The organism is Kitasatospora sp. NPDC093679 (genome assembly GCF_040683455.1).
Lineage (GTDB): Bacteria > Actinomycetota > Actinomycetes > Streptomycetales > Streptomycetaceae > Kitasatospora > Kitasatospora arboriphila.
Window position 1 is genome coordinate 89582 of the sequence record NZ_JBFBDW010000013.1, and the last position, 25617, is coordinate 115198.

A 25617-nucleotide genomic window follows, 5' to 3' on the forward strand; every position below is an offset into this window, starting at 1 on the left:
CGCCTGCACACCCTCGAAGGCCACACCGACGCGGTGAGGGCGGTGGCGGTGGTGGCCGGGCCAGACGGCCCACTCGCCGTCACCACCAGCGAGGACCGAACCGCCATCGTCTGGAACCCCGCCACCGGCCAGCACCTGCACACTCTGACCGGCCACACCGGTGCAGTGACTGGGATGGCGGTGGTGGCCGGGCCAGACGGCCCACTTGCCGTCACCACCAGCAGCCAATACGCCGTCGTCTGGAACCTCGTCACTGGCCGGCGTCTGCACACTCTGACCGGCCACGCCGGTGCAGTGACTGGGGTGGCGGTGGTGGCCGGGCCAGACGGCCCACTCGCCGTCACCACCAGCGAGGACCGAACCGCCATCGTCTGGAACCCCGTCAGAGGCCGGCGCCTGCGCACCCACAAAAGCGACACCGGTGCAGTGACTGGGGTGGCGGTGGTGGCCGGGCCGGACGGCCCACTCGCCATCACGACTAACTGGAACGCCATCGTTTGGAACCTCGTCACCGGCCAGCACCTGCACACCCTCGCAGGCCACACGCGTAGGGTGACCGGCATAGCGGTGGTGGCCGGACCGGACGGTCCGCTCGCCGTCACCACCAGCGGCGACCGGACCGCCATCGTCTGGAACCCCGCTACCGGCCAGCGCCTGCACACCCTCAAAGGCCACACCGACAAAGTGAGCGCCGTGACGGAGGCGGTGGTGGCCGGGCCGGACGGCCCGCTGGTCGTCACCACCAGCGAGGACCGGACCGCCATCGTCTGGAACCCCACCACCGGCAGAGCGGTCCATCGCTGCCACCTGCCCTACAAGGGAGGACTGGCGGCCGCCTGCGGCCCAGGCCTCCTGTTGACGTACGGCAGCGAAGTCGCCTACTTCGAATGGCCCCGAACCGCCCCCTTCAGGGCAACGAGCTCGATGAAGCCGTTGAAATGACCGCCGGCCGGACCCGTGGGGGGCCCGGCCAGCGGAGGGTGAGTGGGCGGGCGCAGGTTGTCGGGTACGGCCGCGGCGGACGCGGCGTCGCAGGGGGGGGCAGCCCTCTGCCTGGGCGCTGCGCCGCTCCTACTCGTGCTTGGCGACCGTGCACGGACTCGGCCGACAGGGGTAACACAGCCAGGCGGCCAATCAGGCCCCTTCGCGGAACCGCCGACCGAGTCGACGCCCGATCGGCCAACACGGAACCGGAATGGCCAAGCAGCTGAGCCTGCCCAGGCCGCGCGCAGGATGCGCGGTGCAGCACCTGCGCAGGGAGGAGGGTGCGCAAGCCGGCTTCTTGCGCATGCGCAGCCAGCCCCCACACACCGCCCTGCGCATGCGCAAGAGGGGCCAACCATGCGCAGGCCGGTTGCGCAGGCGCCTTGCGCAGGCGTTCAGCCACGCGCACTGGCTCCCCGGTGCCGCACCCGCGCAAGGGTGCGCACGCGCAAGGGGTGACCTTGCGCATGCGCAGCGAAGGCGTCTGCGCATGCCCGTGCTGCATCAGCTCCGCGTCTCGTGCTGCCACTCCCCCGGGCACGTGCGCAGCTGTCGGTACGCACCGACATGATGGTGCGCATGGCACTCGACTCCCCTACCTCCTACGCCGACGCCGTCGCCGCTGCGGTGCAGGCCGCCGCCGCGTACTACACCGACGGCGCTACGCCGCTGGGCGACGACGAGTACGACGCGCTGGTGCGCGACATCGAGGCCTGGGAGCAGGCCCATCCCGACCAGGTGCTGCCCGACTCCCCCACCGGGAAGGTCGCTGGCGGCGCCGTGGTCGGCGATGTTCCGCACAGTGTGCCGATGCTTTCCCTGGACAACGTGTTCTCCGCTGAGGAGCTCGCCGACTGGGCCGCCGGGCTGGAGCGTCGCCTCGGCCGGTCCGTGGACGGCTGGTGTGTGGAGCCGAAGCTGGACGGGCTCGCGGTTGCCGCCCGCTACCAGGCCGGCCGGCTTACCCAGCTGATCACCCGCGGCGACGGCCTCGCCGGGGAGGACATCACCCACGCCGCCGACGCCGTCCTCGGCCTGCCGCAGACCCTCGCCGAGCCGGTCGACGTCGAGCTGCGCGGCGAGGTCCTTCTCACCCAGGAGCAGTTCGACCACGGGAACGAGATCCGCCTCGCCCACGGTGCCGTGCCCTTCGCCCACCCGCGCAGCGGCGCCGCCGGCACCCTGCGCGCGAAGGACCGCCCGTACCGGATCGAGCTGACCTTCTTCGCCTACGGCGCCATCGGCCACCTCGCCGACCTCGGCCACACCGCCCTCCTGGAGCGCCTCGCCCAGCTTGGCGCCAACACCGCCGCCACCACCGCGGCCCACCCGCTGCGCTGCAACAGCATCGACGAGGTGCAGCAGCGCGTCGAAGAGATCGCCGCGCTGCGCGCCGCCCTGCCGTTCGGCATCGACGGCGTCGTCATCAAGGCGGACTCGGCCGCGGACCAGCAGCTGGCCGGCTCCGGCTCGCGCGCACCCCGCTGGGCGATCGCCCGGAAGCTCGCCGCCGTCCACAAGGTCACCCGCCTCCTGGACGTCGAGTGGAACGTCGGCCGCACCGGCGTCATTGCCCCGCGCGCTGTCCTGGAGCCGGTCGTCATCGACGGCGTCACCGTCACCTACGCCACCCTGCACAACCCGGCCGACATCACCCGCCGCGGCCTCATGCTCGGCGACCAGGTCTTCGTCTATCGGGCCGGCGACGTCATTCCTCGCGTCGAAGCTCCCCTCGTCGACGAGCGCACCGGCGACGAGCAGCCGATCGTCTTCCCCGAGGTCTGCCCTCGCTGCGGCGACGCCATCGACACCTCGCAGCAGCGTTGGCGCTGCGTGCGGGGCCGCGGCTGCGAGGCCGTCGCCTCCATCCGCTACGCCGTCGGCCGCGACCAGCTCGACATCGAAGGCCTCGGTGGCACCCGGGCAGTCCAGCTCGTCGAGACCGGCCTGGTCGCCGACGTCGCCGACCTCTTTGCGCTCACCCGCGAGCAGCTCCTGGCCCTCGACCGGATGGGCGCCACCAGCACCGACAAGCTCCTCGCCGCGCTCGAGACCGCCCGGACTCAGCCCCTGAACCGGGTGTTCTGCGCGCTCGGCGTTCGCGGCACCGGCCGGACCATGTCCCGCCGGATCGCCGCCCACTTCGGCTCCATGGCCGCCATCCGCGCCGCCGACGCGGAGGCCTTCGCCGAGGTCGACGGCATCGGCACAGAGAAGGCCCAGGTCATCGTCGCCGAGCTCGCCGAGCTCGCGCCGGTCCTCGACAAGCTCGCCGCGCACGGCGTAGGCACCGAGGAAACTACCCCGGCCCGGGCGGCCGCCAGCACCGGCACTGGCGAGCAGACCGGCCCGCTCGCCGGCCAGGCCGTCGTCGTCACCGGCAGCATGACCGGCTCCCTCGCCGCCCTCTCCCGCAACGAGATGAACGAACTCATCGAGCGCGCCGGCGGCAAGGCGTCCTCCTCGGTCTCCAAGAAAACCACCCTGCTCGTGGCCGGCGAGAAGGCCGGCTCCAAGCGCGCCAAGGCCGAAGAGCTCGGTATCAAGATCCTCACCCCGGAGGACTTTGCCCAGTTCGTCGCGGAGTACCTGCCCGGAGCCTGACGTACGGCACTGAGCCGCGAGGGCAGTGGCCCGGGGTCGCCCAAATTTGGGTGACCCCGGGCCACTGCCGTACAGGGCAGACCATCCCGCAGCTGACACCAACCGCGCGAAGTCGATCACCATGGACGCGATTCCAGACAGGCCACCCCCGGCCAGGACCGGGCGGGACAAAGTGAGCCCATGGGAACTATCACCGCACTGGTCGAGAGCCTGCCAGGCCCCGCCTTCGACGCCTTCCGCTACCCGCACGCCTACGCCCAGGACCTTCTGCGGGAGCGTGAACTCCTGCCCCAGGACCTTCTGCACGCCGCGGAGCAGGAGACCGTGCCCAACTGCGCCCCAGCTCGAAACGGCGACCCGAGTGGCGTCCCGTCCACATGAACCCGCTCCGCAGGTGGCGCGATCAGGAAGGGGAAGACATGGATGCTGTGATCCAGTTGCTCGCCGACAGGTACCTGGACTTCCACTCGATCGCCAAGAGGTAACTACCTGGTACCCGACTGGAACGCGGGGCCAAGCCCTGGGCGGTGCGCGCCTGCCTCGCCCAGGGCGGCTACGCGTCGGCCTCTTCATCAGAAGGGTGTACCCGGTCACGCTGGCATCGGTGCCTGCGGGAGCCCAGCTCCGTGTAAACGCCGTTTACACCGGGCCAGCAGCACAGGGAGGCCAGGCCCTTGGCAAGGTGATCATTCCGGTCCGCGGCGGCGAAGGCGCCAAGTCATCCCCAACCCGTGGGGCGCCTGGCCCTCCCAAGGTGAAGAACCTCGAGGACTTTCGGGCCACCGCCACGCTGCTCGAGAGGTGGCTGAACCGGCGGATGCCGTCCGAGGCGGGACGGTTCGATGTGATCTTTATCGACGGCCCCGGGGACCTCAAGCGCACGAGTGCTGAGTAAACGGCGTTTACATCCGCCAGCCTTGACGATCACGATGCGCCCGGCGGGGAGCGGCTGCGACAGGTGCCGCCCCGGTCTAACTTCGGCGCCGAGTAAACGACGTTTACATCGCCCGCCCGCCCGCCCGCCCGGCTGAGCTGGCGCGGCGGTGACTGCGAACGTGCGCGCTGCAGCACGTTCGTACCCCCAGCTCCCTGGTAGTCATCGGCCCGCATTGAGCTGCCACTCCCCCAGCAGCCACGGGCGTTGTGTCGAATGGCAGGCACTGCAACACGGTCAGGTGGCTGCAGCCCCAAGCTCAAGCAGTGGCGCGGCCTCGCCGGCTCCATACCCGGTCGCGAAGACGATCGAAGGAGACGCCTAGCTACTCTTGCGGGCGATGCGGGTCAGTGCGGTACCCAGTCGGCGGTCCGGGGCCGACTCGGCGGCGTCGGCGTGGAGGGCGTCGAGCAGCGCGCGCAGGTGAAGGTCGACTGTCGCCTCGACCAGCTCGGCGTGCAGCGCCGCGGCGCCCCGGCCGCGCGCCCAGGCACTGAGGCCTACCGCCAAGCCGATCGGCACCGCCGGCCACCACACCACTCCAAGGAGGACGCAGCAGGCGGCCCATGTGCTCCCCTCGACCGCGACACCGAACCGCGCGCGAGACGAGCGAAGCTCGGTCCGAACATCCTTGGGGAGCGTCAGCCACAGCAGCGTCCAGCACGCGGCGAGATCGATGCCGTACTGGTGGTGCAGCCGGCTAGCCGTGCCGGCGAACCGGTCGCCGGTGTAAGTGGGGCGGCTGGGCTCGGCGAGCGCAATGCGGTCGCGCCGGACGGTGAGCTCCTCCAGCTCGCGCTGCAGCTCCGGGCCGCGCTGACGCGGAAGCGCGGTGGCCCGCAACCCATTCACCTGTGCCTGAATGCCGTTCCACCGGCGCCGACGCGCGGTGATCAGCCGCGCCGCGAGCCACCCGGTGAGCACCGGCCAGTCCCCGGTCCAGACCCGCTCGGACGCCTGGGCACAACTGCGGACGAAGGTGCCCACAGTCGCGGAGCCGAGGACGATCGCAGCAAGCGCGGCCAACTGCCCGACCGTGGACCACTCCCCCGCCGCAGCGCTCCACTGGTCAATCCGCACCCGCAGCAAGTGGAGATCAAGTGCGGATCCCTGGCCGAGCACCGCGCCAGCCGTCGCCGCTCCCATGAACAGCAGCCCGGGAACGGCCAACGCCGTGAGCCACTTGTCGGCCAGCTTCTCGCCGATTCCGTCAAGCAGTGATGCCATTCTTCCGGCCCTCCATCAAGCCTCGGTGACGCGCAGCGGCCGGTCGCGCAGCCAGCAGCGGCCGCCGGCGGGGATCGCGCCGCCGGGCTCGCGCACCAGACGCAAGTCGCACCAGCCGTCCGGGCAGCGGTACGCCTCTCCGGTGCTGCGCGGCCGGAGCCCGGGCAGACCTTCGGTCCCATCGCGCATGACCCCGGTGCCCACCAGGACGTGCTGCGGGATGTCGAGCCCTGCCACCGCTTCCTGCACCGGAGTCTCGGCGAGGACGGCGTCCACGGCCGCCCGGAGTTCGGCCGCCCGGCCATCCGCCTCCAGGTCCTCGGTCAGAAAGGACAAGGCCGAGCAGAACCCGGCGCGCCAGGTGCGTTCCTCGTTCATGGATGTCCCTCTCAGGGGCCGATGTGAATGACGGAGGCCCAGTACAGCGGCTCGCGATATCGGGGATGGGTGCGCAGTTCGGCGAGCGCCCGGTGCAGTGCGCGCGCGGCGCCGCGAGTGTCGGGTGAGGCGAGCAGACGGTAGACGGCGCGGGCGAGCAACGGCCCCATGGCATCCTCGACGGTCCACAAGCTCCCGATCACCTGTCGGAAGCCAGAGAGTTGGAACGCCGAGGCAACCGAGACCGACTCGTCGGCCAGGTCCTCGCCGACAGCCGCGCTGTGGCAGGCCGCCAGATAGGCCAACTCGGCGTCGAGCAGCCGCTCGGCGGCGAGCCGGCTGATCGTCAGCTCGCCTCCCTCCAGCAGGAGCCGGCTCCGGGAAGGGTCGGCGCCGTCGCGCACACCGTGGCAGGCCAAGTGGGCGTGCGAGTGGCTGCGGAGCGCGGCCAGCACAGCAGTCGGAGTGGCGTCACCGTTCCGCAGCACCAACCGGGCAGTGGGCAGTTCATCCGTCGCCGCCAGCTCCTCCTCCAACGCGGTGAGTGGCGCATAGCCTTCACCGGCCTGGGCGGCGACCGCGACGAGCGAGGTCAGTTCGACGGAGGGCGCGGTCCTGGCCCGGGCGTGCAACAGCGCACCGAGCGTGGGGACGTAGGAAGAGGCCACCCGATCCTGGGCGTACTCCGCGGGCGCCGGACGTGAATTCAGAATGGCCGCGTGCAGCGGCATCAGGGACAAGAGGCCGGTCGGGCACCACCACATCCGGGGTGCTTCTGCGCCGGGCTCGACCGGGCGGTCGTGGCCGAGCTTTTCGAGTACCGGGCCGACGACGTGCTCGCCGAGCCAGCGCAGTACCCGCTTCACTTCCTGGTCGTGGCGATACCGTTCGGCGCTGCCGATGCCCGGTGCCGCCAACTCGGCAATGGCCGTTCGGAAGGAGTCCGCCCGGCGGCGGACCTCGCCGGGCGTGACGGCTGGCAGCGGCAGGACCTCGACCTCGGTGCCCCGGGCACCCCGCCGCAGCAGCAGGACGTCGGACCGCATCCGGGCGACGTTGACCACTGCGACCGGCCCATATACGCCTGCCTTGCTCAACTGCGCCCACTCCGGCGGCCGGTGGAAATCCTCGAAGCCGTCCAGCCCACGGATCTCCGTCACAATGCGGTCGAACTCGGCCGCCAGCACCCTGCGCTGCTCCGGACCGGCCTGTGACGCGACCAGGGCGGCGCAGACCTGCTCGAAGCGTTGCGCGAGGTCGGAATCGGCCCGGACCAGGTCGTCAAGGCGACCGCGCAGCTGAAGTGCCTGGGCCAGCAGGACGCCGCGCCCCTGCTCCAGGCGGATCAGCGCCTGCCGGGGCCGGCCTGCCGCGATCTCGACGGCCGCCGCGTCGCTGGCCAGGTCATCTGCCTCGCGCAGCCGGCTTTCCTGGGATGCCCGGCCGAGCGTCCGGGCGGTGAGCTTGGGAAACACGTCGTCCAGCGCCACGCCGTAAGCGGTGCTGGCCTCGTCGAGATCACCGAGAAGGGTGGACAACATGGCCCACCGGATGACGGCAAGCAGCCTGGTACGGATGTCCTCTGTGGCTTCCATCGTGGTCGCCCGGCACTGCACGACGGCGTCGGCGAGGTCGGGGCTGGCTCTCCGGTCTAGGCCGCGTAGGGCGAGCAGCTCGCCCAGCTCCAGGCGGGCGAGGTGTGCGTGGGGCCCGGCGCCGGGATCGCCCGCGACCTGGCGGAGAATGGTCTCGGCCAGGTCGACATCCAGGTCGTTCTCTGCGTGCATGCCCCGTCGGCGCAGAGCCACGGCGAGTTTGATCATCATCACTGGCTGGTCAGGCTGCGTGGTCGGGGTGACGGCGACGGCATGCAGGAGGTGGGCCACGGCCTCGTCGATAGTGGCTGGATCCCTGTCTTCGTCGAAGCGCGCGGTCAAGACGGCGGCCAGGTTGGTAAGCCACTGACCGTACGACTGGGAGCCGGCCGTTGCGGCCGTGCAGGCGGCCCGGGTCAAGTTGGTGGCCAACTCCAGGTCGGCCGGGTCGCGCAGGGCGACGAACCGGTCGAGCACGGCGAGGCCCAGGAACGAGTTGGCGGTGGCCCGGGACTCGGCGTTGAGTGGCGCTCCCAGGGCCTCTCTCATCGCGGTGATCGACTCCTTCAGGTTGTCGAGCTCGCCGTCCATCTCGAAGCGCATTCGCAGGACTTGACTCAACTCGATAAGGCGATGTGCACGTTCGATTCCGTCCGCCTCGGCTGCAGCCGCACGCATCTGTTCCGCTACCGGACCGAGCCGGTCCTGCCCACCGTCCTGCATATAGCGGTCGACCTCGCCGTGCACGCCGTTCCGAGGTGCGGCCGGCTCCGCGCTCTCCTCTTGGGCATCGATGAGGGTTGCCAGCATCACTTCCCGGGCTGGATCGTCGATGGGCAGCAGAGCGAGTGCCTTCCGCATGTAGCCCAGGGCGGCTCTCCGCATGTCGGCCGGATCGCCGTGGCCGTTCCGGTCGCCGTCCACGAGCCCGGACAGCACCAGCAGGGCAGAACCGAGGTTGAAGGTGATGTGCGGTTCGGAGATTCCGCCGCTGGACCTCGTCCGGGCTTCACTGAAGATGACGGTAGTCAGGGTGAGCGCCGACTCGTCTTCGGCTTCGGCGCCCGCCTCATACAGCACGTTGCCGACAACGTTCAGGATTTCGTGCGCCGCCACCAGCCGCGGCGGACGTTCGTCGAACATCTCACGGTATGGCTCCGGGATCAGATCAGGACGGACAGCGCGCACGACGGCGAACAGAACTTCGAAAGCCGTCCACTCCCAACTGCCCTCACCGGTCAAGTGCTTGAGCCGGGCAGCGTAGTAGCAGGCTGCGAGGTAGACCGCCTCGATGTCGACGCCCCGAGCGCCCGGCCGTTCAGGCGTCAGCTGCTCCCGTGCTTCGTAAACGATCTTGGCTATATTGCGGTGCGTCTCGATGCTCAGCACCGCCTCCGCCGTGTCTCCGAAGAACGGCAACCCAAGCTCCGGCGCGTCCCACGCCCGCCGGACCATTGCGCGTACTTCAGGACGCAGCGCCGTCATCGGTCCCCCTCTTCGCGTCAGCGATCGCCAGCGTATGGGGGCCTGCACCGTCGACGCGGTCGAATGCTGGAAAGTCCTGACTGGCCGTCAGAGACGTGTTAAAGGCGTCAATGGCGAAGAGGATGCTGCGCGCAAGGCTGGGCCATCGCAGCGGCGGCAAGGTGTCCGCGCTGCAAGCCGGATCACGGTAGGCGCCGTACGAGGCGATCACCGCGACGAGCGGGCAGGAGAATCCGTGGCTGATGTGCTCGGGCGCGGGGCCGAGGCGAAGCCGGATCGCGGGTGGAGCTTCATCTGGGACTCGGATGCCCATATCCCGGACAGCGATGCCGTGGACAGTCAGCAACCGCCGCGGCGGTATCGGCCCGAGTTCTCTATCCCAGCCTGGCCTCGCCGCCGACATCTCTGGAATGGGCCGCCGAGGGGTGCAAGGGAGTGCGACGCCTTTAACCCGACTGTGCTGGACTGTCGCACCGGGGCCGTTGTCGTCCGGGCTTTCTCCTCCGACCGGCATCGAACTGCCGGGCCGACCTGAACGCCGCTCTGCTTCTGTGGAGGGCAGGGTGGCGGCTGTAAGCCCGCGAGGCGTCGCTGCACTGTAGGTTCACCTACTCAAGGGTCGAGCCGACGCCGACAACGCTGCCCACGCGGAGGCGCTCGAGTCCTGCCGGATCGTCTTACGGTGACAGTGCGAGTCGGGCATCGACGACTGAGCCCGCGGCCTTGCTGCGCCGGGTTCATGAGGCGCCAAGGGCAAGACCGTCTTGTTTCTGATGATATGACCGAATTGTGCGGCAAGAAGTAAACGCCGTTTACGCCTCGAAGCGCATCTGAGCCCCAAACACGCCACCCGGATGCTTCCAAAATCATGCGACGCCACTATGGTGACGTCATGGCATCTCCATACTCTGACGGCGCTCGGGAAAAGGTTGCATCCAAGCTTCCGGCCTCCCTCCGCCAGGAACTCAAGACCCGGGCGGCCCAGCTCGGCATCGACATGCAGGACGCAGTCACCGAGGCCGTCGAGCAGTGGCGTGCCCGCCCCGCAAGCAACAACCCCACCATCGACACCGCCGGCGCCGAAAGTTGGAACACCTGGCTCCCCGCCGGCCTGTACGACGCCTTCAAAACCGACTGCACCACCCGGGACATCTCCTTCGTCCAAGGACTTGCCCAGGCCGTCCGCGTCTGGATCGACTCCCACGGCGTGTCCCTCACCGAGCTGACGATCCCCCAGTACACGCGGCGCATCGTGGTCTGCAACCAGAAGGGTGGCGTCGGCAAGACCACCGTCGCCGCCGGCGTCGGCCAGGCCATAGCGCTCGGACTCCCCGGCACCAAGGGCGCCTCCAAGAAGCCCGCCCTGCCCGGACTGCGCACCCTCCTCGTCGACTACGACCCGCAGGGCCACCTCACCTCCCAGCTTGGCGTCAAGCAGGTCCCGCCCGGCGAGGAAAGCCTCGTGACACACATGGTCGAGCGCGACCGCGTCGCCGGATCGCTCCTCGACCAGGTCGTACCCATCGCACCCGACCACTTCGACGGCCGCCTGTTCCTGCTGCCCTCCAGCTTCGACGCCTTCCTGCTGGACTCCCGCCTCGGATCCATCCGGGGCCCCCGCGAGGCCAGCCTCCAGCGCGCCCTCGCTCCCCTCGAGGAGCACTTCGACATCATCGTCATCGACGCGCCGCCCAACCTCGGCCTCGCCATGGACGCCGGCCTCTACTACGGCCACCGCCGCAAGAACGAGCCCAAGGGCGCCTCCGGCGTGCTCATCCCCGTCGAAGCCGAGGACTCCTCCGCCGACGCCTACGCCATGCTCGACAGCCAGATCCGCACAGTCAGCCTCGACTACGAAGTCGAGATCGACCGCCTCGGCCTGGTCGTCAACAAGTTCGACAAGCGCAAGGGCTACGTCGCGACCCACTCCCTCGAGAGCTGGCAGTCCCTCGGCACACCCCCCGTCGTCGCCGTCGTGCCCGACCTCAAGGAGCAGCGGGAGGCCGTCCACGTCAAGCAGCCGCTGCTGATGTACGCACCCACATCCATCCAGGCGCAGCGCATGCGCGAGATCCGAAGGGGGATCGGATGAGCATCGCGAAGAAGCTGGCCGGTGGGGGAGGGGCGTTCGGTGCCCTCGCCCAGGGCGACGCGCGCGGCCATGACGAAGTCGTCGCACGCAGCGAGGCACTCGACGCGACCGGCCGGGTCCGCAGGGCGTCGTCGGCCCCGGTGTCGTCCATCGTCTTCAACCCGCTGAACCCGCGGAAGACCATGGCGCCCGAGACGATCGAGGAACTCGCCGAGAGCCTCAGCCGACAGCAGATCGTCCCGATCACCGTGGTGAGCCGCGGCGCCTTCCTCGACGCACACCCGGACCAGGCCGCGGCGATCGGTGACGCCGACTTCGTCGCGCTGGACGGCAACCGGCGCCTCATGGCAGCCCGCCACGCCGGCCTCCAGACCCTGCGGGTCGACCTCAACGACGAACTCGTCGACAGCGCCTCCGACATGGTCGAAGCCGCCCTCATCGCCAACGCCCACCGCGAGGACGTCTCGCCGCTCGAGGAAGCCCAAGCCATCGAGCAGCTCCTCACCACGGCGTACGACGGCAACCAGGCGGCGGTCGCCCGCAAGCTCGGCAAGTCCCGCGCCTGGGTCGGGCAGCGCCTGGCCCTGCTGCACCTGGCTCCTGAGCTTCAGGAGCAGGCCAGCAGCGGAGAACTCCCGATCGAGGAGGCGCGAAAGATCGGCGCCGAGGCGAGGGCCGGGAAGCTGACTGCCGCCGAGCAGCTTGCGAAGGCCGACGCAGCCAAGGTAGCGGCGCGGGCGAAGGACCAGGCGAAAGCCGCGGCCAAGGCAGGCACCCGGCCTACCGGACTGCCGCACCCTGCAGCACCCGACAACGCGGTACACCCTGCTCCTGCCGGCCAGCAGACCCCCGTCGCGGCACCCGCCGTGCGTCACCCTGCGGAACCCGCTCCTGAAGCCCACGCCCCCGCAGCCAGCAGCACGGTGCCACCGACAGCGACCGGCATCACGTCCGACAGCCTAGGGGCCGCCGCGCAGACGATCCTCGCGACCGCTGTACCCGAGCAGCGCGAAGCCGATCAAACCGGTCAGCCGAGCATCGTGAACGTGACATTCGACCCGTCCGACTTCATCGAGGCAGCGCACACCATCCGCTCCGCGATGGACCTGCGCGAGGCCGTCAACGTCACCTCCGCGCTCCTTGCCCTCCTCCAGCGCGAACCCGGCTTCGGGGAGATCATTCAGGAGATCCGATCGAGGACCTCCTGATACCCGACCGCAGAGGCGGACCGGCACAGGACGGAACGAGGCCTGGGGTGTAAACGGCGTTTACACCCCAGGCCTCGCCTGTGGGCGAACCTTTTGTCCGGGGGAGTGGAGAGGCGCCGCGGACGGCAGCCAGCTGCAGCCGATCTGGGCGTCAGGGACCGGTGCCGGCCGAGGCCGACGGCAGCATTCGAACCTCAGAGAAAATCAGCGAGTTCATCGGAACGCCTCTTCGCCGGATATGACTGCGCGGATCGGTCTGAGCAGCAGCCAACTCATGTTCCCCAGGCGTGATTCTGGCCCGTCGAGGAACTGCCGCAGCGATGGACGGGCGGACCCGTGCCCTCCGCTGCGCCCTTCGGAGTTTGAGCGACGCGGGACCGAAGTCCACATGCATAAGGCAGCCGTGCGGTTTTGTGCACGCAGGGAGCGGTGTTGGAGCAGCGCCGCTCGCCTGATTTTCGGTGACTCTTGCGGCGGCGTCGACCTGTGAAGCCTCCTCGGCGACCGCGGGCGGTCGCGGTCCCGATCCGACGGTCAGGCCCTGGAGGGCCATGGTGATGCCGGGGAGCCGTCCGGATCGAGGCCGTGCGGCCACTTCTCCCACATCGAGAGATAGCGAGAGAGGCAGCCAGCATCTGCGGCTTGCCGCCAGAGGATTGCAGCGCCCTCGACGTCGCCCGCAGCCTCCCTCATAGAGGCCAAGTGGGCCAGCCCACCAGGATGAGCAGCATCGGCGGCCTGCCACGCGTAGGCCTCCGCACCCTTCGGGTCCCCAGCCCGCTCCCGCAATTCCGCCAGCGCATACAGGGCCTCGATGTATCCGGCGTCGACGGCCTGCCGATAGATGTCTGTGGCACCTTCCAGGTCTCCGGCGCGGGCACGCTCTTGTGCACGAGCGAACATGTCGGCGACTGGAAGCGCGCTCTCGGCCTTGAGAAGGATCTTCAAGCCCACCTCGTCGCTGGCGAGGCTTCTGAGGCTCTCCGCGTCCCAGTTGTGCACCAGCCGTTCCAACATGCGGAGCACGTCATCACTGGTGCCCGTATTGGCGGCGTGCCGGTAATGGGCCAGAGCGGCCTCGCGGTCTCCGGCCCTCTCCAGCATCCGCCCGAGTCCCATCACGCCGTCCAAGCAACCGCGGCCAACTGCCTGCTGATAGACGTCTCTCGCTGCCTCGTCATTCCCAGCGTCTTCCAGAAGCTGGCCAAGGACGGCCACGGCGTTGTCGTTGCCGGCCATGAGCGCCTGCCTGTAGAGGGCTTCAGCCCCCTCTACGTCCCCCACCTCGTCGAGCAACCGCCCGAAGCAGATCATCGCGCCAGTGTGACCTGCATCGATTGCCTGACGGTACAGGGCATCGGCAGACTCCCAATCCCCCTCCTCCTCTCGCGCGCAGGCCAAGCTGAACACCGCGCCGATGTGCCCGGTGTCGGCTGCGCGTTGCTGAAGATGATCGGCCCACTGATTGCGGTGCCTCATCCTCGCTGCATGGGCGAGGTTGTCCAGATCGTTGGGACGCGTGAGATGCGCATCGGCGGCGTGCCAGAAGGACGCCGGAGGACACAGCCGACGACGCTCGGTGCGGCCATGCTGCTCCAGAAAGTCCGCCAAGCAGTACGACTGCCCACTCTTCGAATCGACCTTGACCGCTGGTGCGGGGTTTCCCGGGGCACGCCGTACTGGACGGGGATTGGTGCGGTACAGCGGCGCCTGCCTGCCGTGCACCGGGCGTGCAAGATCGGCGAACGCCGCCTCTGCCCAGTCCGCAGTGAGCCGGTCCCAGTCGTACTCGGTGAAGTAGTCCGCGGCGGCCTCAATGAGGAAGTCCTGCGGGAGATGAAGGCCGACTCCGAGACGACGGGCGTCCATCGCCACCTCCAGCAACGCCCGGGCAGCCGGCAGTCCGTGCTCGTATCGACGCAGCAGTTCGGGAGCCCCCGCGAGATCCTGCGCGATCCGCCCGTGCGCACCAGCACGGGCGAGGCTGCTGGCAAGCAACCGGTCACCGCCTCGGGCGAGAGCCTCGGCCACACCCAGAGCTTCACGGTCAAACACGTCGGGAACGCCCACGGTTCGGGCGGTCAGGAGCTCCCGGACCCGGCTGTGCGGATCAGCCGCGTCGGGGCTTGGCAGGCAGGTATATCGGTCGGCATACTCCGGCCACAAAGTACCCAGCACCAGAACAGGTCCCCGGCCAGGCTGAGTCAGGAGCGCGTGGAGTGCGGCCGCAATGCGCTCGCCGAACTGAGGGTCGCCGACGTAGTGCTGAGCCTCGTTGAGCCACACCACCGTGCACGGCGCCACCCGGCCGAGGTCGGCAAGAGCGGCTTCCGCCCGAGCCGGATCGAACGGATGCCACAGTCGCCACCCAGCCGATGCCAGCGGCTGAACAGCCTCCCAGCACGCCCGAGTCTTGCCCGTGGACGAAGACCCGACCAGGACAACCATCCCGCTAGCACCCTCTGCAGCAGCGCCCACCACCTCAGCCAACACCCGGTCGTGAGCACGACGGACATAGCCGGACAACAACGGCACCCGGCGAGCGGCTACGCCTGCCCTGCCGTCGGCCAGCCCGGAGGGATGGACCTCCAGGTCGTGAGGATCCCACTCGGCAATGGGTCGCCCCAAGCCCTCCAGTGCTGGCGCGCGGTTGTCGGCACCGGCCGCGCGGCGGCGAAGCTCCAGCAGCTCCCCGGCTGGGAGACCTAGCACGCGGGCCAGGCCTACCACCGTCTCCGCCGAGGGGGTGGGCCCGCCAGCCCGGAACGCCTCCTGGACCGTGGTGCGGCCCAGATTCGACTGCGCGGCAAGCTGGGACTTGCTCAGCCGCTTGCGTGCCAGCTGATCCTCCAGGCGCTGGCGCAGCTCGGCCAGCGAGTCGTGCCGCCCGTCGTGATCACCCTCTGGCATCCCGCCCCCATTACCTGTTCGCCACTGTTCATCATCGTCCGGCCGAACCATGCCGGACGGCGGATCCGCGAATCTCGGTGCGACAGAACCCGCACCTCCCCAAAGGAGACCGCCGTGACCCGTCTGGCCATCCTGCTGCTCGCCGCCGCAATAGCCGTAGTGGGTGCCTTCCTGGCCGCCGCAGTGGCTGGCGTACTGGCGTACCTCGATGGCGCCTCCTGGCCCGCTGCACTGATGCGGGCCGCAACGGCCTTCGGCGCCACTCTCACACTCGCCGGCGTCCTCGCGGGCGTGCTGTCTCAGCTCCTCCACTGACATCCACTCAGGCTTGGCTGGCCGTCGCGGCCTCGGCCCTTGAGCTTGGACAACCCAGCCTCGCAGCACCGCCCTGACCGGACTCCAGAGCAATCGATTCACAGAACTCCGTGAGGAGATGGTCACCCGGCCACGGTGACCATCTCCTCGAGGCCATCCGCCGAGCCACATAGCGGTCACAACGCACGAGCCCAGAGCAGGTCTGCAGGTTGCCTGCAAGACCGCACACAGAGAGCCGGTGCTGCTCCACGACAAAGGGCATCGGGCAAGTCCCACGCACCTCGTCAGCCGCACGTGAAAAACTCACCACCTGGAGTTTCCGGACGGGGAGGACCACCACGTGAACAGGCCGGCGCTGACCCGCGCGCACTATCTGCTCATCGCCGTCATCGCGCTCGGCGCCGCGGCCATCGCAGCGATCGGCTTCGTCGGCTCCTACCAAGCGGTACGCGACCTCGCCGTGGCCTACGGCTTCGGCCAGTTCGCACCCTTCGTGCCGATCGGCATCGACGCCGGGATCGTCGTCCTGCTCCAGCTCGACCTGCTGCTGGCCTGGATGCGCATCCCCTACCCCTCCCTCCGCCGGTTCGCCTGGGTACTGACCGGCGTGACGATCTACCTCAACGCCAGGACTGCCACAGATCTGACCGGCCTGGTGTTCCACGCCGTGCTTCCGGCGATCTTCGTTGTCATCGTCGAGGCCGCCCGCCACTCCGTCGCCCGGCTCGCCGGCATCAAGGCGGGCCAGCAAGAGATGGAAGGCCTGGGACGGCCGCGCTGGTTCCTGAGCCCGTTCCGGACCTTCGCCCTCTGGCGCCGCAAGACTCTGTGGGGTATCGCGAGCCGCGACGAGGCTCTGCGCCTGGAGCAGCAGCGTCTCATCTACCGGTCCCGGCTTCGGCACTACTTTGGTCGGCGCTGGAAGCGCAGGGCACCGCACGACGCTCTGACTCCGCTCCAGCTCGCCCAGCTCGGCGTCCCCCTGCACCTCACCTACCGGGCAGGCTTCGCGGCCGCTGGGGTCGAGGCCGGCGAGCTTGCCGTCCTGTTCTCGGACCCCGCGGCAGCGCGGGTTCTGGAGCTGGACAGCGGGACTGAGACCGGGCCAGCCGAGCTTGCGGCAGCGGAGGTGCAGTCGACCGAGCTCGAGACGGTGGAAGCGCGGCTGACCGAATCCGTCGCAGCGATGCTGACGCAGCAGCAGTCCGTCCTCGCCGATGCCGTCCGGGACGCCCTGGAGACGATTGCCTCTGCGCAGGCGGCTGCGCAATCACCTGCTGCGCAAGCCTCCCTTGCGCAAGGGACGGCGAGTGCGCAAGACCTCCATGCGCATGCCGGGCCGCAGGATGCGCTTGCGCATGCCGCTGCGCAAGACCCCTTTGCGCAGCCGGGACCCGCTGCGCATGTGCAGACGCTCTATCCGCAGGCCGGCGTTGCGGTCCCCGAGAGCGCCGTTCATGCGCAGACGCCTAGAGCTGCAGCAGCCGTCGGGGCTGCCCCTCAGGCCACCCCCGGGGCTGCCCTGGCTGCAGCGGCCCAGACCCCCGTACCCCAGCTGACGCAGCCGACGGCCGAGATGTATGCGTCCCCGGCGCCGGCCGCGGGGTCCGCTGCCGACATTCACCTGCCTGCTCCGGAAACCGCCACGCTCGCTGAGCAGCCCTCGCTTGCGCACATGCCTTCGGCCTCCGCTCCGTCTGCGCAAGACCTCGCTGCGCAAGCGCCGGTCGTGCTCCCTGAGTCGCCCGCGCAGAACTTCGCCAGGGTGACCGCTGCGCATGCGCAGCCCGACGACGCCCAGACGCATGCGCAGCCGGTTTCGATGTCGGTCCCTCCGGGGGAGCCCGCTGCACAGCAGACCGCTGTGTCCGGCGAGGCGGCGTCTGTTCCGGCTCCCGCAGCCCGAGCATCGGTCTCGGCGGCGGGGCAGAAGCCGACCTGGCAGGTGACGCAAACGACGACCGATGCGAGGATTCCGCAGGGCTGGATGGACGGGTTCGAGGCGTTCGTCTCCGAGCACGCCCGTCATCCGTCTCAGGAGGAGCTGGCCCAGTACCTCTACGGACGGGGGCTGAAGGCGCGCGGGAAGGACGAGCCAGTCAGCGTGGATTCGGTGCGCCGCTACTACGGGCATCTGCAGAACATGTTCCCGGTCGTCGACCCGCAGCAGCTCCAGCTCGCCGGGTCCTGACCAGAGGACGGCAGGTGGCCGGTGCGCGGTACGGCAGACGGTTTACTCCCGGGCCTCGGCTTCCGTGAGGCGGGATTCGTCAGCCGAGGAGCACCGACACGGCGACCGCACCGACTAGCAGCGAGGGCCCGAAGGCGAGCTCCGTCTTGCGGCCGGCGTGTCCGCTGACGATCAGCAGGGCGGCGTGTGCGGCGCCGAGGAGCAGGCCTGCGCAGATGCCCCAGAACACGGCCGGCCAGCTGTGCCAGGCGAGCATCCCGGCCAGCGTCGGGGCGAGCTTGGCGTCGCCCAGACCCATCCCGCCGGTCAGGACGAGGACCAGGAACACCACACCGACGACCCCGGCGGCGGCTGCCGCCCGACCCAGGGCCGCCCACTGGCCGCCCGTTACGGCGGCCGCAGTCAGCAGGACCGCGACGCCGGCCGCGGCCGCGCCGGTCAGCCGGTCGGGCAGCCGCTTCACCGCCACGTCGATCAGGAGCAGCGCGGTGCCGACGACCGCGAGCCACAGCTGGGCGGCGAGCAGCCACCCCGTCGCGCCGCCGGCCACGCAGCCGCCGATAGCCAGGGCGGTGAGTACTTCGGGGACCAGGGCCGGCGGCCCGAGCCGTGCGGACCGGCCGTTCGTGGAGCAGGAGCTGCAGCGCCGGCGGAGCAGCAGATCGGCAGCGGCGCGGCCGCGGAGGAGTGGGCGGCCGCAGTCGGGGCAGGTGGTGCGCGAGCCGGTCTGGACGCTGTAGGCGAAGACCGCAGGCCGGACCAGGAGGACGCCGGCGGCGAGTCCGGCTGCGGCAGCGAGCGCGGTGTCGGTGGGGGAGAGGGACATGGGTCTCCTGGATCGGGTTCGGGAAAGGGTCGGGCCGGGCGGATGGTGGTGCTGTCCGCCCGGCCCGTCGACGGTGCGGGCCTACAGGCCCCGGACGACGGCGCCTCGGCCGGTGGTGAGGCGCTGGATCAGCTGCTCGGTCTCGTCCTGGAGAGCGTCGAACTCCATGGCGTGGACCATCTGGCGGGCCTGGTCGGCTACGTCGCGCACGCCCGCGGCGTTGCCTGCCCGGTGCTCGGTGCGCATCCACGCCCGGTAGAGCACTTCCGCGGCCGGCTCGACACCCAGGCCCGCCGCGATGGCGGCGCGGGCGGCGTCGACGTCCAGCGCGTCGTCCTGCAGGCGCAGGTGCGCGACGGTGTTGGCGACGGTGACGATCTCGCCGACCATCGTCTGCACGAGCGGTGCTGCCCAGGAGTGCCCACTGGCGCCGGTGAACGGCCGGCCCCGCACCACGGCGAGTGCGGCCTCCAGGTCGAGGACTCCGGCGGTGCCGTGCGGCAGGCCCCGCTCGGCGAGGTGCTTGAAGTCCGCGTAGTCGACCGTGACCTCCTCCGAGAGGGTGTACTGCTGGACGCCCTTCGGCTTGGGGCGCAGGTACGGCTCGCCGGTGTTGTCCCGGCCGAGGCGGCCGCGCAGACGGGACATGTGGGTGTCCATGGTGGCCGGGGTCCACGGGCTGACCGGGTCCATGTGGTTGGCGATCGCCCCGTAGTCCCGCTCGCTCTTGAAGATTAGGCAGGCCGCCAGTAGGACCAGGCGCGGCGCGATCGGTGCATCGCCGATCCCGGTGATCCGCATCGGTCCGAGGACCTGCACCTGCGGCGCCGCCGGCCCGGCCCCGGGCGGGACCTCGCCCTCGCGCACCACGCTCACCCGGGCCTGCGGCTTGCGCCGTGCCGGCCGGGCCTCCAGCATCGCCACCCGGGGATCCGCACCCGACTCGGCGGCGTTCGCCGTGTCCGGGCCCGCCGCCTTCTCGGGCTGCTGCTGCCCGTCCTCCGCGGCCGTCGTCCCGGGGGCGGCCGCCTGCGGCACCCTCTCGTCGCCGGGCTTGGCGCTGGCAGCTACGGGGCCGGACTCCCCTACCGCGGGTGCGGCCAGCAGCGACAGGTGCCCGCGACTACCGGCCGGGTGCGGCTTGGTCAGGGCAGCAGGACCGACCTGCGGGTGGTCCGGATCGGGCGCCCCGTCCCACGGCGTCTCGGCTGGGACGGCCGGCTGCACGGCTGTGGCCAGGATGGCGGTGAGCTGCCGGTAGGCCTCGTCCGTCACCCGCTGCAGCACCACCTCGGCCCCGTCCAGGGCTTCCACTGGCTGTGCCTCGGTCACCAGCGAGGCATCGAGGACCTCGGCGTCCGGGAAGAGCTCGCGAGCCCCGCCCGCGGCCGGAAGGACGGCGGCGATCGGCTGCCCGGCGGGCACCTTGCCCATCGTGTCGGCGAACGCGTACAGATCCTGCTGGCTGGGGACACCGGCGCAGACGACCATCCACGGCAGCGGCGCCAGGCCGCCCTCGTGTTCGGCCTGGTGTACCTCGACCAGGACCCGGGCCAGGTCGGTGGTCGCCGCAGCCAGGCTCGGCGTGTACATCACCCGGCATGCCGGGAGCAGCTGCTGCAGCTCCAGGCCGAACCCGGCGGTGAGCACCTCGATGTGATCGGCCCACAGCGCGGTGCCGGCCTCCATCGCGATGCCGCGCGCCACTTCCCGTACCTGTTGCTCGTCGCCGTCCAGCAGGAGGACCTTGTGCAGTGGGAGGTTCGCCATCATCGTGGCGCCGTCGGTGTCGGTGCCGATGGTCGCCAGCCCCGGGTAGGGGGCCGGGACGTCGCGGGCCTCGTCCCTGCCCAGGAGGGTGGCGCGGCTGCCGCGCACTCCCCACCAGCCGTCCGGGCGGTCGGTGAACGGGGCGAGCGGCTCGGCGCTCTCGTGGGCGTCGGTGAGGATCTCGACCCGGTCGGCCTGGACCCGCGCCATGCGGACCGTCGGCAGGGTGCCGGTGTTGTGGGCGGCCATGGTGCGCAGTGCGCGGTCGAGGAGTTCGGCCGCGGCGGGGGAGGCGGTGCGGTCGAGGATCTGCTCGATCGGGGTGGTCTCCTGCGGCATGGCGATCGTCTCGCCGGGGCGGCGTTCGCGCTGCTGGCTGCGGCGCCGGAACGCGATGACGCCGAGTGCACCGGCGCCGAGGAGTGCGGCGATGCCGCCGACGGCCTGCTGGGCGGAGACGGGGGCCTGCGCCTGGTCGCCGGTCTTGGTGGCGGCTGGTGCTGTGGCCGGCGTGCCGGGTGCTTCGGCCGCTGCGGGTGTGGGCGTTGCGGTGGCCGGGGTGGGTGCTGCAGTGGCCGGGGTGTGGGGGGCGGCGGGCGACGGCGCGGCGGGGGAGGGGGTGGCCGCGGCGGGCGGGGGCGCAGGCTCGGTCGTCGGCGCAGGAGCGGTGGGGGCCTGGGTGGTGGGAGGTGCGGCGGCGGCCGGGCCGCTCCCGGGGTCGGGGATGACGATGACGTCGCCGGGGAACAGCTTGTCCGGGTCGGTCAGGTGCCGGCCGCCGGGCTGGACGACGTCCTTCGTTGCGTCCAGCAGCTTCGGGTAGGCGTCGCCGTCGCCGAGCTCCTCCTCCGCGATCTTCGACAGGGTGTCGCCCTGCTCGACGGTGACCGTGTGCTGCCCGGCCGCGGGCCCGGCCTGGGCCGCCGACCCTGTTGGCCGGGCGGTGCCCGGGACGTTCTGGGCATCAGCGGGCAGTCGCAGTTGCCAGCCGGCGCGGACCAGGCCGGCGTCGGTCATCCGGCCGCCGTCCGGCTGCACCCGGTCCTTGTTGAGCTCGAAAATCTCCCCGAACCGCTTGCCGTCGCCGAGGTACCGCTCGGCGATGTCCCACAGCGTCTCGTGATGCGAGCCGGTTGAGGCATGCACCGTGTACACGGGCCCGGACGCCGCGGCCGCCGGCGCGCTCTGAACGGTGCCCGTCTGCGCGGCCGAACCGGGAACGGCGGCGGCCAGCGCGGCGACCTGCGGCACCGGCCCCTGCTGCAGCGGCGCCGCGGACGCGGACGCGGCCTGCCCCACCGTCAGCGCCCCCGCGCCGACCAGCAGCATGGTCGTCACCAGCTTCCGCGCCAGCAGCTGACTGGCGCCCGCCGCCGGCAGCCGCACCGACATGTCGACGCCCGACAGCGCCGCCCGCAGCTCCACGATCACGCAGACCATGAACTGCGCCCACAGCAGCCACACCAGCACCGCGAGGACGTCGATCAGCGTGCCGGTGCCGACGTTCTGCTGCAGGTCGTTCAGCGTCGGCACCGAGGTCGGCAGCGGCCAGCCGATGAAGCGCACCAGCCCGTACGGGATGCCGGCCAGGATGGCGGCCAGCAGGACACCGGCGAGCAGCGCTCCCAGCACGTCCGCGACGGTGCGTTGGCGGGCGCTGCTCGGCGCCTTGATCCTCGTGTTCGCCATGCCGGCCCTTCTCTCCTTCGGTCCTGCCGACGCCCCGGTGCTACCCGGTGACGATCGTTTGGATCTCCTTGACGACGACGTCCTGCGGCACCCCGCCCGTCAGGCCGTTCGGCAGCGGGTTCGCGGGCGCGCCGTACGGGTTGGTCGACGGCGTCCAGGTCACCTTCCACGTCACCTCCGCGGTCAGCGGGTACGTCCCGCCCCGGCTGGAGCGCTGGTAGGTGATGTTGCAGTTGGCTCCGGAGGAGTCGACCTGGTAGCCGGACCCGCTCTTGGTGAAGCTGTAGGTGCAGCTGCGCGGGGAGGCGTCGTCGGTGCCCGCATCGACGTGCAGGGACGTGGGAACCGCTAGGGTGGACGCTGCGATCCTCACGCCCGCGTAGTCGAGCGAGGCCGTCACGGTCACGGGGCTGAGCGGCTGGCCGAACGAGACGTAGGTCGCCAGGTTCACGGTCTGCTTGTCTGCCGCAGGCGAGAGTTTCACCTGCGGCGGAGGGAGCTTCGTGGCCGCGTAGGCGATCTTCGAGAGCATCTGCGGAGTGACGGCGGGGACTCCCGCGGGCGGCCCGGCCGGCGGGACGAAGATGGCGCCCGCGTTCTGTGTGCACTGGTCGGTGACCGGGAGGTCCCACGCTGCCTTCGACTTCACCAGCACCCACCACTGCCCGGCCTTGTCCCGGTTGAAGTTCTCCGCCTTCAGCGCGTCGTACTGCTTCTGCGCGTCGCTCTTGAAAGAGCCCGGCGGCATCGCGGCGAGCAGGTCCTGCCAGTATTGGTCGTACTGATCAGCGGTGAAGTGCGGCTCGTACCAGCAGGCCGGCGGGGTCCAACTGCCACCCACGGACACCAGATGCTTGCCGCCGGCGCCGCTGTCGCTGGCGACGACCGACACCTGCGACTCGATCGACGTCGGCGTGGAGGAGCCGTTCCCGTTGCCCTGGCCGGCCCAGGCCGGGACAGCCGCGGAAGCCACGAGGGCCACCGCGGCCGCACCGGCGAGGGTGCTGCGCCGGCTCATGGCTGGCACCGCCCTGCTCCGTGGACCCACTCGGCGTTGTCGACCTGCCAGTCTCCCTTGGCGTTCTTCTTCGCCGTCAGGTGCCAGGCGACGTAGTCGTCAGCGCTCGGCGAGGTCGTCTTGACCGCGCCGGTCTTCAGGTCCTTGGCGAACGAGGCGGTCTGGTCCTCACAGAGGTCGGCGACGGCGCTGGCCGCGTCGTTGAGGGTGACCTGCGGCTTGAGGAAGTGACTTGTGCCGGTGATGCGGTTCCCGCCGGCCTTGTAGTCGATGATGCTCTTGGAGACGGCGCCGCCGGCCAGGCCGAAGTAGTACCGGACGAGGGCGGGCCGGTCGGTCTTGCCGGTGGCCAGTCCCTCCTCGTAGGCGGTCATGGCGTAGCCGAGGTCGCGCAGGACCTCGTTCTTTGCGGGGTCGGAGGCCGTGAAGCCGTCGAGCTTCACGGTGACGTCGCTCGGGAGGTCGAAGGCCGGGGCCGTCCAGCCGGGTGAGGTGCTTGCGGACGGTGCGCTGGTGCTGGGAGGGGCGCTCTGGGCGCCGGTGATGTCGTCGCTGCCCTTGGAGTTGCCGGAGGCACATCCGGACAGGGCAAGCAGCCCGATGAAGGCGCTAGCGGCGGCGACTCGGGACTGATGCCTGGTCATGTACGTGCTGCGCATGGTGGTTTCTCCCATCCCCTTTGGCATGTATGGGGTCATTGTTCCTGGACGGCCTGGGCGGTGGCGGTGCCCCACACGGTGAGGCTGCCGCCGTGGCTGAGCGCGGACAGGAGCAGGGGCGTGTAGGTGAGGCGGACCCTCACGGTGACTTGGTTGCCTGCGGCGGCCAGGCAGCTGGAGGCGCTGATGTCGTCGCCGCCGAAGCCGGACTCGCGGACGAATGCCTGGACGTTGCCGGTGCAGCCCGTGCTGTCGATGACGACGGTGCCCCCGTTGCGCAGGCCTGCTGCGCTGATGTGGTTGGCGGCGTAGCGGGCGGCTTGTTCGGCGACGTCGGCTGCGCGTTCGCGTTGGTGGATGGCGCGGCCAGTGTCGATGATGAACCCGGCGATGACCATGAAGAGCATCGCGGCGAGGATCAGGGCGAGCGCGCCGGAGCCGCGGTCCGCTCCCCGGAGGTGCAGGCGGGTGCGCAGGGCCCAGAGCGGCGTCATCGAACGACCCTCCGGAACGTGTCCAGCGGCGCGGTCGAGGTTGCCCGGATGTCGCTGCGGATGCTGCCGAGGCCAATCATGCTGAGGCCTTTGACGCGGCAGCTGAGGGTGACGGTGAACATGCCGCTGGGCTCGAATGTGCCGCCGGGCGAGACCTGGAGGTTGCCGCCGGAGCAGATCCCGGCGGCGTCCTTGCTCGCCGTGGTCGTGGCGGCGTTGACCGCCGATGACCAGTCGCGCTGGAGCGCCCCGGCACGGGCGGCGTCGCGGGCGGTGCCGTCCAGGGAGGAGCGGGCCTGGGTGATCTGCCCGAACGCGACCAAGACGAGGACGAGCAGCATCAGGACGGGGGCGATGAGGACCAGCTCAACGGTGGAGATGCCAGCGTCGCGCGGTCGGTTGTGACGGTCAGCCAGCATCGGGGATGAACCTCTCGATCGGGCCGATGGACCGGCTGGTGGTTTTCAGGTGCAGCCACGGGACCACCGCGACGACGTTCGAGGTCACGGCGATGCCGACCTGGTCGCCGTCCTGGACGGGGTTGATGCTGGGGGAGCCGACCAGGGCCGGGCCGAGAGTGTCGATGCGCGTCTGGGAGGTGCTGCGAGCCTGCTCGCGCCAGCCGCCCGGGTTGTCGTCAGCGGTGGCGCGGGCCTTGCGGGCGCCGGCCTGGGCTGCGGCCTCGGTGACCTGGGTGGCGAAGAAGTACATGCCGAACTGGACGATGGTCAGGATCATCAGGAACAGCAGCGGTGTGATGAGCAGGAACTCGACCGCGCTGGCGCCCCGGTCGCCCTGCAGCCGTGTGCGCAGCCGGATCCTGAGCCGTTCCATGTGGTTCCCCCTTCTGTGCCGTCCAGTCGGTGCGGCCCGCCCCCGGCGGGGGCGGGCCGACGGGTCAGTTGCAGCCGCCGTTGTTGGTGGTGTCGGCGCCGGTGATGCAGTTGCCGACGCTGGTCGACTTGGTGGTGACGGCGGCCTTGATGGCGACGACGGCGATGCCGACGACGACGATCACCGCGGCGGTGATGAGGATGAGCTCGACGGCGGTGTAGCCGCCCTCCTCGCGGGCCTTGGCGGCCTGGATGCGGCGGGACAGCGCCTCGACGGCACGGGTCTTGAAGGCCGCGACGGCGAGCAGCGCCATCAGGAGGCGGTCGGCGAGGTCGGTCTTGCCGGTGGGACGGACAGCGATGGTGGACATGCGGTTTTCCCCTCGATCGGTAACAAAAATCCAG

The 25617-nt window shown here is 70.4% G+C and carries 19 protein-coding genes; 7 read left to right on the forward strand and 12 right to left on the reverse strand.

All coding sequences use genetic code 11. The features are described 5' to 3' along the window. The 3 genes from AB0O09_RS14130 to AB0O09_RS14140 all read left to right on the forward strand — a co-directional run. Nucleotides 1–942 (forward strand): WD40 repeat domain-containing protein (locus tag AB0O09_RS14130; RefSeq protein ID WP_363541888.1); only part of this gene is annotated, 942 nt, incomplete at its 5' end. Nucleotides 943–1563: 621 nt separating this feature from the next. Beyond that, nucleotides 1564–3588, forward strand: a complete 2025-nt coding sequence (gene ligA, locus AB0O09_RS14135) for an NAD-dependent DNA ligase LigA (protein WP_363541890.1) — start codon at nt 1564–1566, stop codon at nt 3586–3588. A gap of 180 nt (nt 3589–3768) precedes the next feature. After that, a complete protein-coding gene (locus AB0O09_RS14140; RefSeq protein ID WP_363541891.1) occupies nt 3769–3969 on the forward strand; it encodes a hypothetical protein in 201 nt (66 codons plus the stop codon). 874 nt (nt 3970–4843) lie between these two features. On the opposite strand, the gene AB0O09_RS14145 is transcribed toward AB0O09_RS14140, so the two are convergent. The 3 genes from AB0O09_RS14145 to AB0O09_RS14155 are packed head-to-tail and all read right to left on the reverse strand — an operon-like array spanning nt 4844 to nt 9207. After that, nucleotides 4844–5749 (reverse strand): hypothetical protein, encoded by a 906-nt coding sequence (locus AB0O09_RS14145; protein ID WP_363541892.1) that lies wholly within the window; start codon nt 5747–5749, stop codon nt 4844–4846. Nucleotides 5750–5764: 15 nt separating this feature from the next. Beyond that, entirely contained in the window at nt 5765–6127 is a 363-nt protein-coding gene (locus AB0O09_RS14150) for a hypothetical protein (RefSeq protein ID WP_363541893.1), read from the reverse strand. An 11-nt stretch (nt 6128–6138) separates the two neighbouring features. Further along, a complete protein-coding gene (locus AB0O09_RS14155) occupies nt 6139–9207 on the reverse strand; it encodes a CHAT domain-containing protein (RefSeq protein ID WP_363541894.1) in 3069 nt (1022 codons plus the stop codon). Nucleotides 9208–10099: 892 nt separating this feature from the next. Here AB0O09_RS14155 and AB0O09_RS14160 point away from each other — a divergent pair. Together AB0O09_RS14160 and AB0O09_RS14165 are read left to right on the forward strand one after the other, a co-directional pair. Then, nucleotides 10100–11299 carry a ParA family protein gene (locus tag AB0O09_RS14160; protein WP_363541895.1) on the forward strand — a complete coding sequence of 400 codons (1200 nt, stop codon included), beginning with the start codon at nt 10100–10102 and terminating at the stop codon, nt 11297–11299. After that, on the forward strand, nt 11296–12507 hold the full coding sequence (locus AB0O09_RS14165) for a ParB/RepB/Spo0J family partition protein (RefSeq protein WP_363541896.1): 1212 nt from the start codon (nt 11296–11298) through the stop codon (nt 12505–12507). Before AB0O09_RS14160 ends, AB0O09_RS14165 begins: the two co-directional genes overlap by 4 nt. A 534-nt stretch (nt 12508–13041) precedes the next feature. On the opposite strand, the gene AB0O09_RS14170 is transcribed toward AB0O09_RS14165, so the two are convergent. Next, entirely contained in the window at nt 13042–15417 is a 2376-nt protein-coding gene (locus AB0O09_RS14170; RefSeq protein WP_363541897.1) for a tetratricopeptide repeat protein, read from the reverse strand. A gap of 114 nt (nt 15418–15531) precedes the next feature. Between AB0O09_RS14170 and AB0O09_RS14175 the strand changes: the two genes are divergently transcribed. Both AB0O09_RS14175 and AB0O09_RS14180 read left to right on the forward strand, forming a co-directional pair. Next, a complete protein-coding gene (locus AB0O09_RS14175; RefSeq protein ID WP_363541898.1) occupies nt 15532–15732 on the forward strand; it encodes a hypothetical protein in 201 nt (66 codons plus the stop codon). 340 nt (nt 15733–16072) lie between these two features. Beyond that, nucleotides 16073–17923, forward strand: a complete 1851-nt coding sequence (locus AB0O09_RS14180; RefSeq protein WP_363541899.1) for a DUF2637 domain-containing protein — start codon at nt 16073–16075, stop codon at nt 17921–17923. A gap of 79 nt (nt 17924–18002) precedes the next feature. Here the strand turns inward: AB0O09_RS14180 and AB0O09_RS14185 are convergent, their stop codons facing one another. The 8 genes from AB0O09_RS14185 to AB0O09_RS14220 all read right to left on the reverse strand — a co-directional run bounded on the left by AB0O09_RS14185 (nt 18003) and on the right by AB0O09_RS14220 (nt 25583). Then, nucleotides 18003–18749, reverse strand: a complete 747-nt coding sequence (locus AB0O09_RS14185) for an A24 family peptidase (protein ID WP_363541900.1) — start codon at nt 18747–18749, stop codon at nt 18003–18005. A gap of 81 nt (nt 18750–18830) precedes the next feature. Beyond that, entirely contained in the window at nt 18831–22208 is a 3378-nt protein-coding gene (locus AB0O09_RS14190; RefSeq protein WP_363541901.1) for a hypothetical protein, read from the reverse strand. A gap of 40 nt (nt 22209–22248) precedes the next feature. Then, nucleotides 22249–23226: a hypothetical protein gene (locus tag AB0O09_RS14195; protein WP_363541902.1), complete on the reverse strand. Its 978-nt coding sequence runs from the start codon at nt 23224–23226 to the stop codon at nt 22249–22251. Beyond that, nucleotides 23223–23885: a hypothetical protein gene (locus tag AB0O09_RS14200; protein WP_363541903.1), complete on the reverse strand. Its 663-nt coding sequence runs from the start codon at nt 23883–23885 to the stop codon at nt 23223–23225. The genes AB0O09_RS14195 and AB0O09_RS14200 overlap by 4 nt, the downstream gene beginning before the upstream one ends. 35 nt (nt 23886–23920) lie before the next feature. Further along, nucleotides 23921–24379 (reverse strand): pilus assembly protein TadG-related protein, encoded by a 459-nt coding sequence (locus AB0O09_RS14205; protein ID WP_363541904.1) that lies wholly within the window; start codon nt 24377–24379, stop codon nt 23921–23923. Beyond that, nucleotides 24376–24798, reverse strand: coding sequence for a TadE/TadG family type IV pilus assembly protein (locus AB0O09_RS14210; protein WP_363541906.1), 423 nt, complete (start codon nt 24796–24798; stop codon nt 24376–24378). Before AB0O09_RS14210 ends, AB0O09_RS14205 begins: the two co-directional genes overlap by 4 nt. Beyond that, nucleotides 24788–25213 carry a TadE family protein gene (locus AB0O09_RS14215; RefSeq protein ID WP_363541907.1) on the reverse strand — a complete coding sequence of 142 codons (426 nt, stop codon included), beginning with the start codon at nt 25211–25213 and terminating at the stop codon, nt 24788–24790. The genes AB0O09_RS14210 and AB0O09_RS14215 overlap by 11 nt, the downstream gene beginning before the upstream one ends. 64 nt (nt 25214–25277) lie before the next feature. Continuing rightward, nucleotides 25278–25583, reverse strand: a complete 306-nt coding sequence (locus tag AB0O09_RS14220; protein WP_363541908.1) for a hypothetical protein — start codon at nt 25581–25583, stop codon at nt 25278–25280. Nucleotides 25584–25617: the final 34 nt, after the last annotated feature.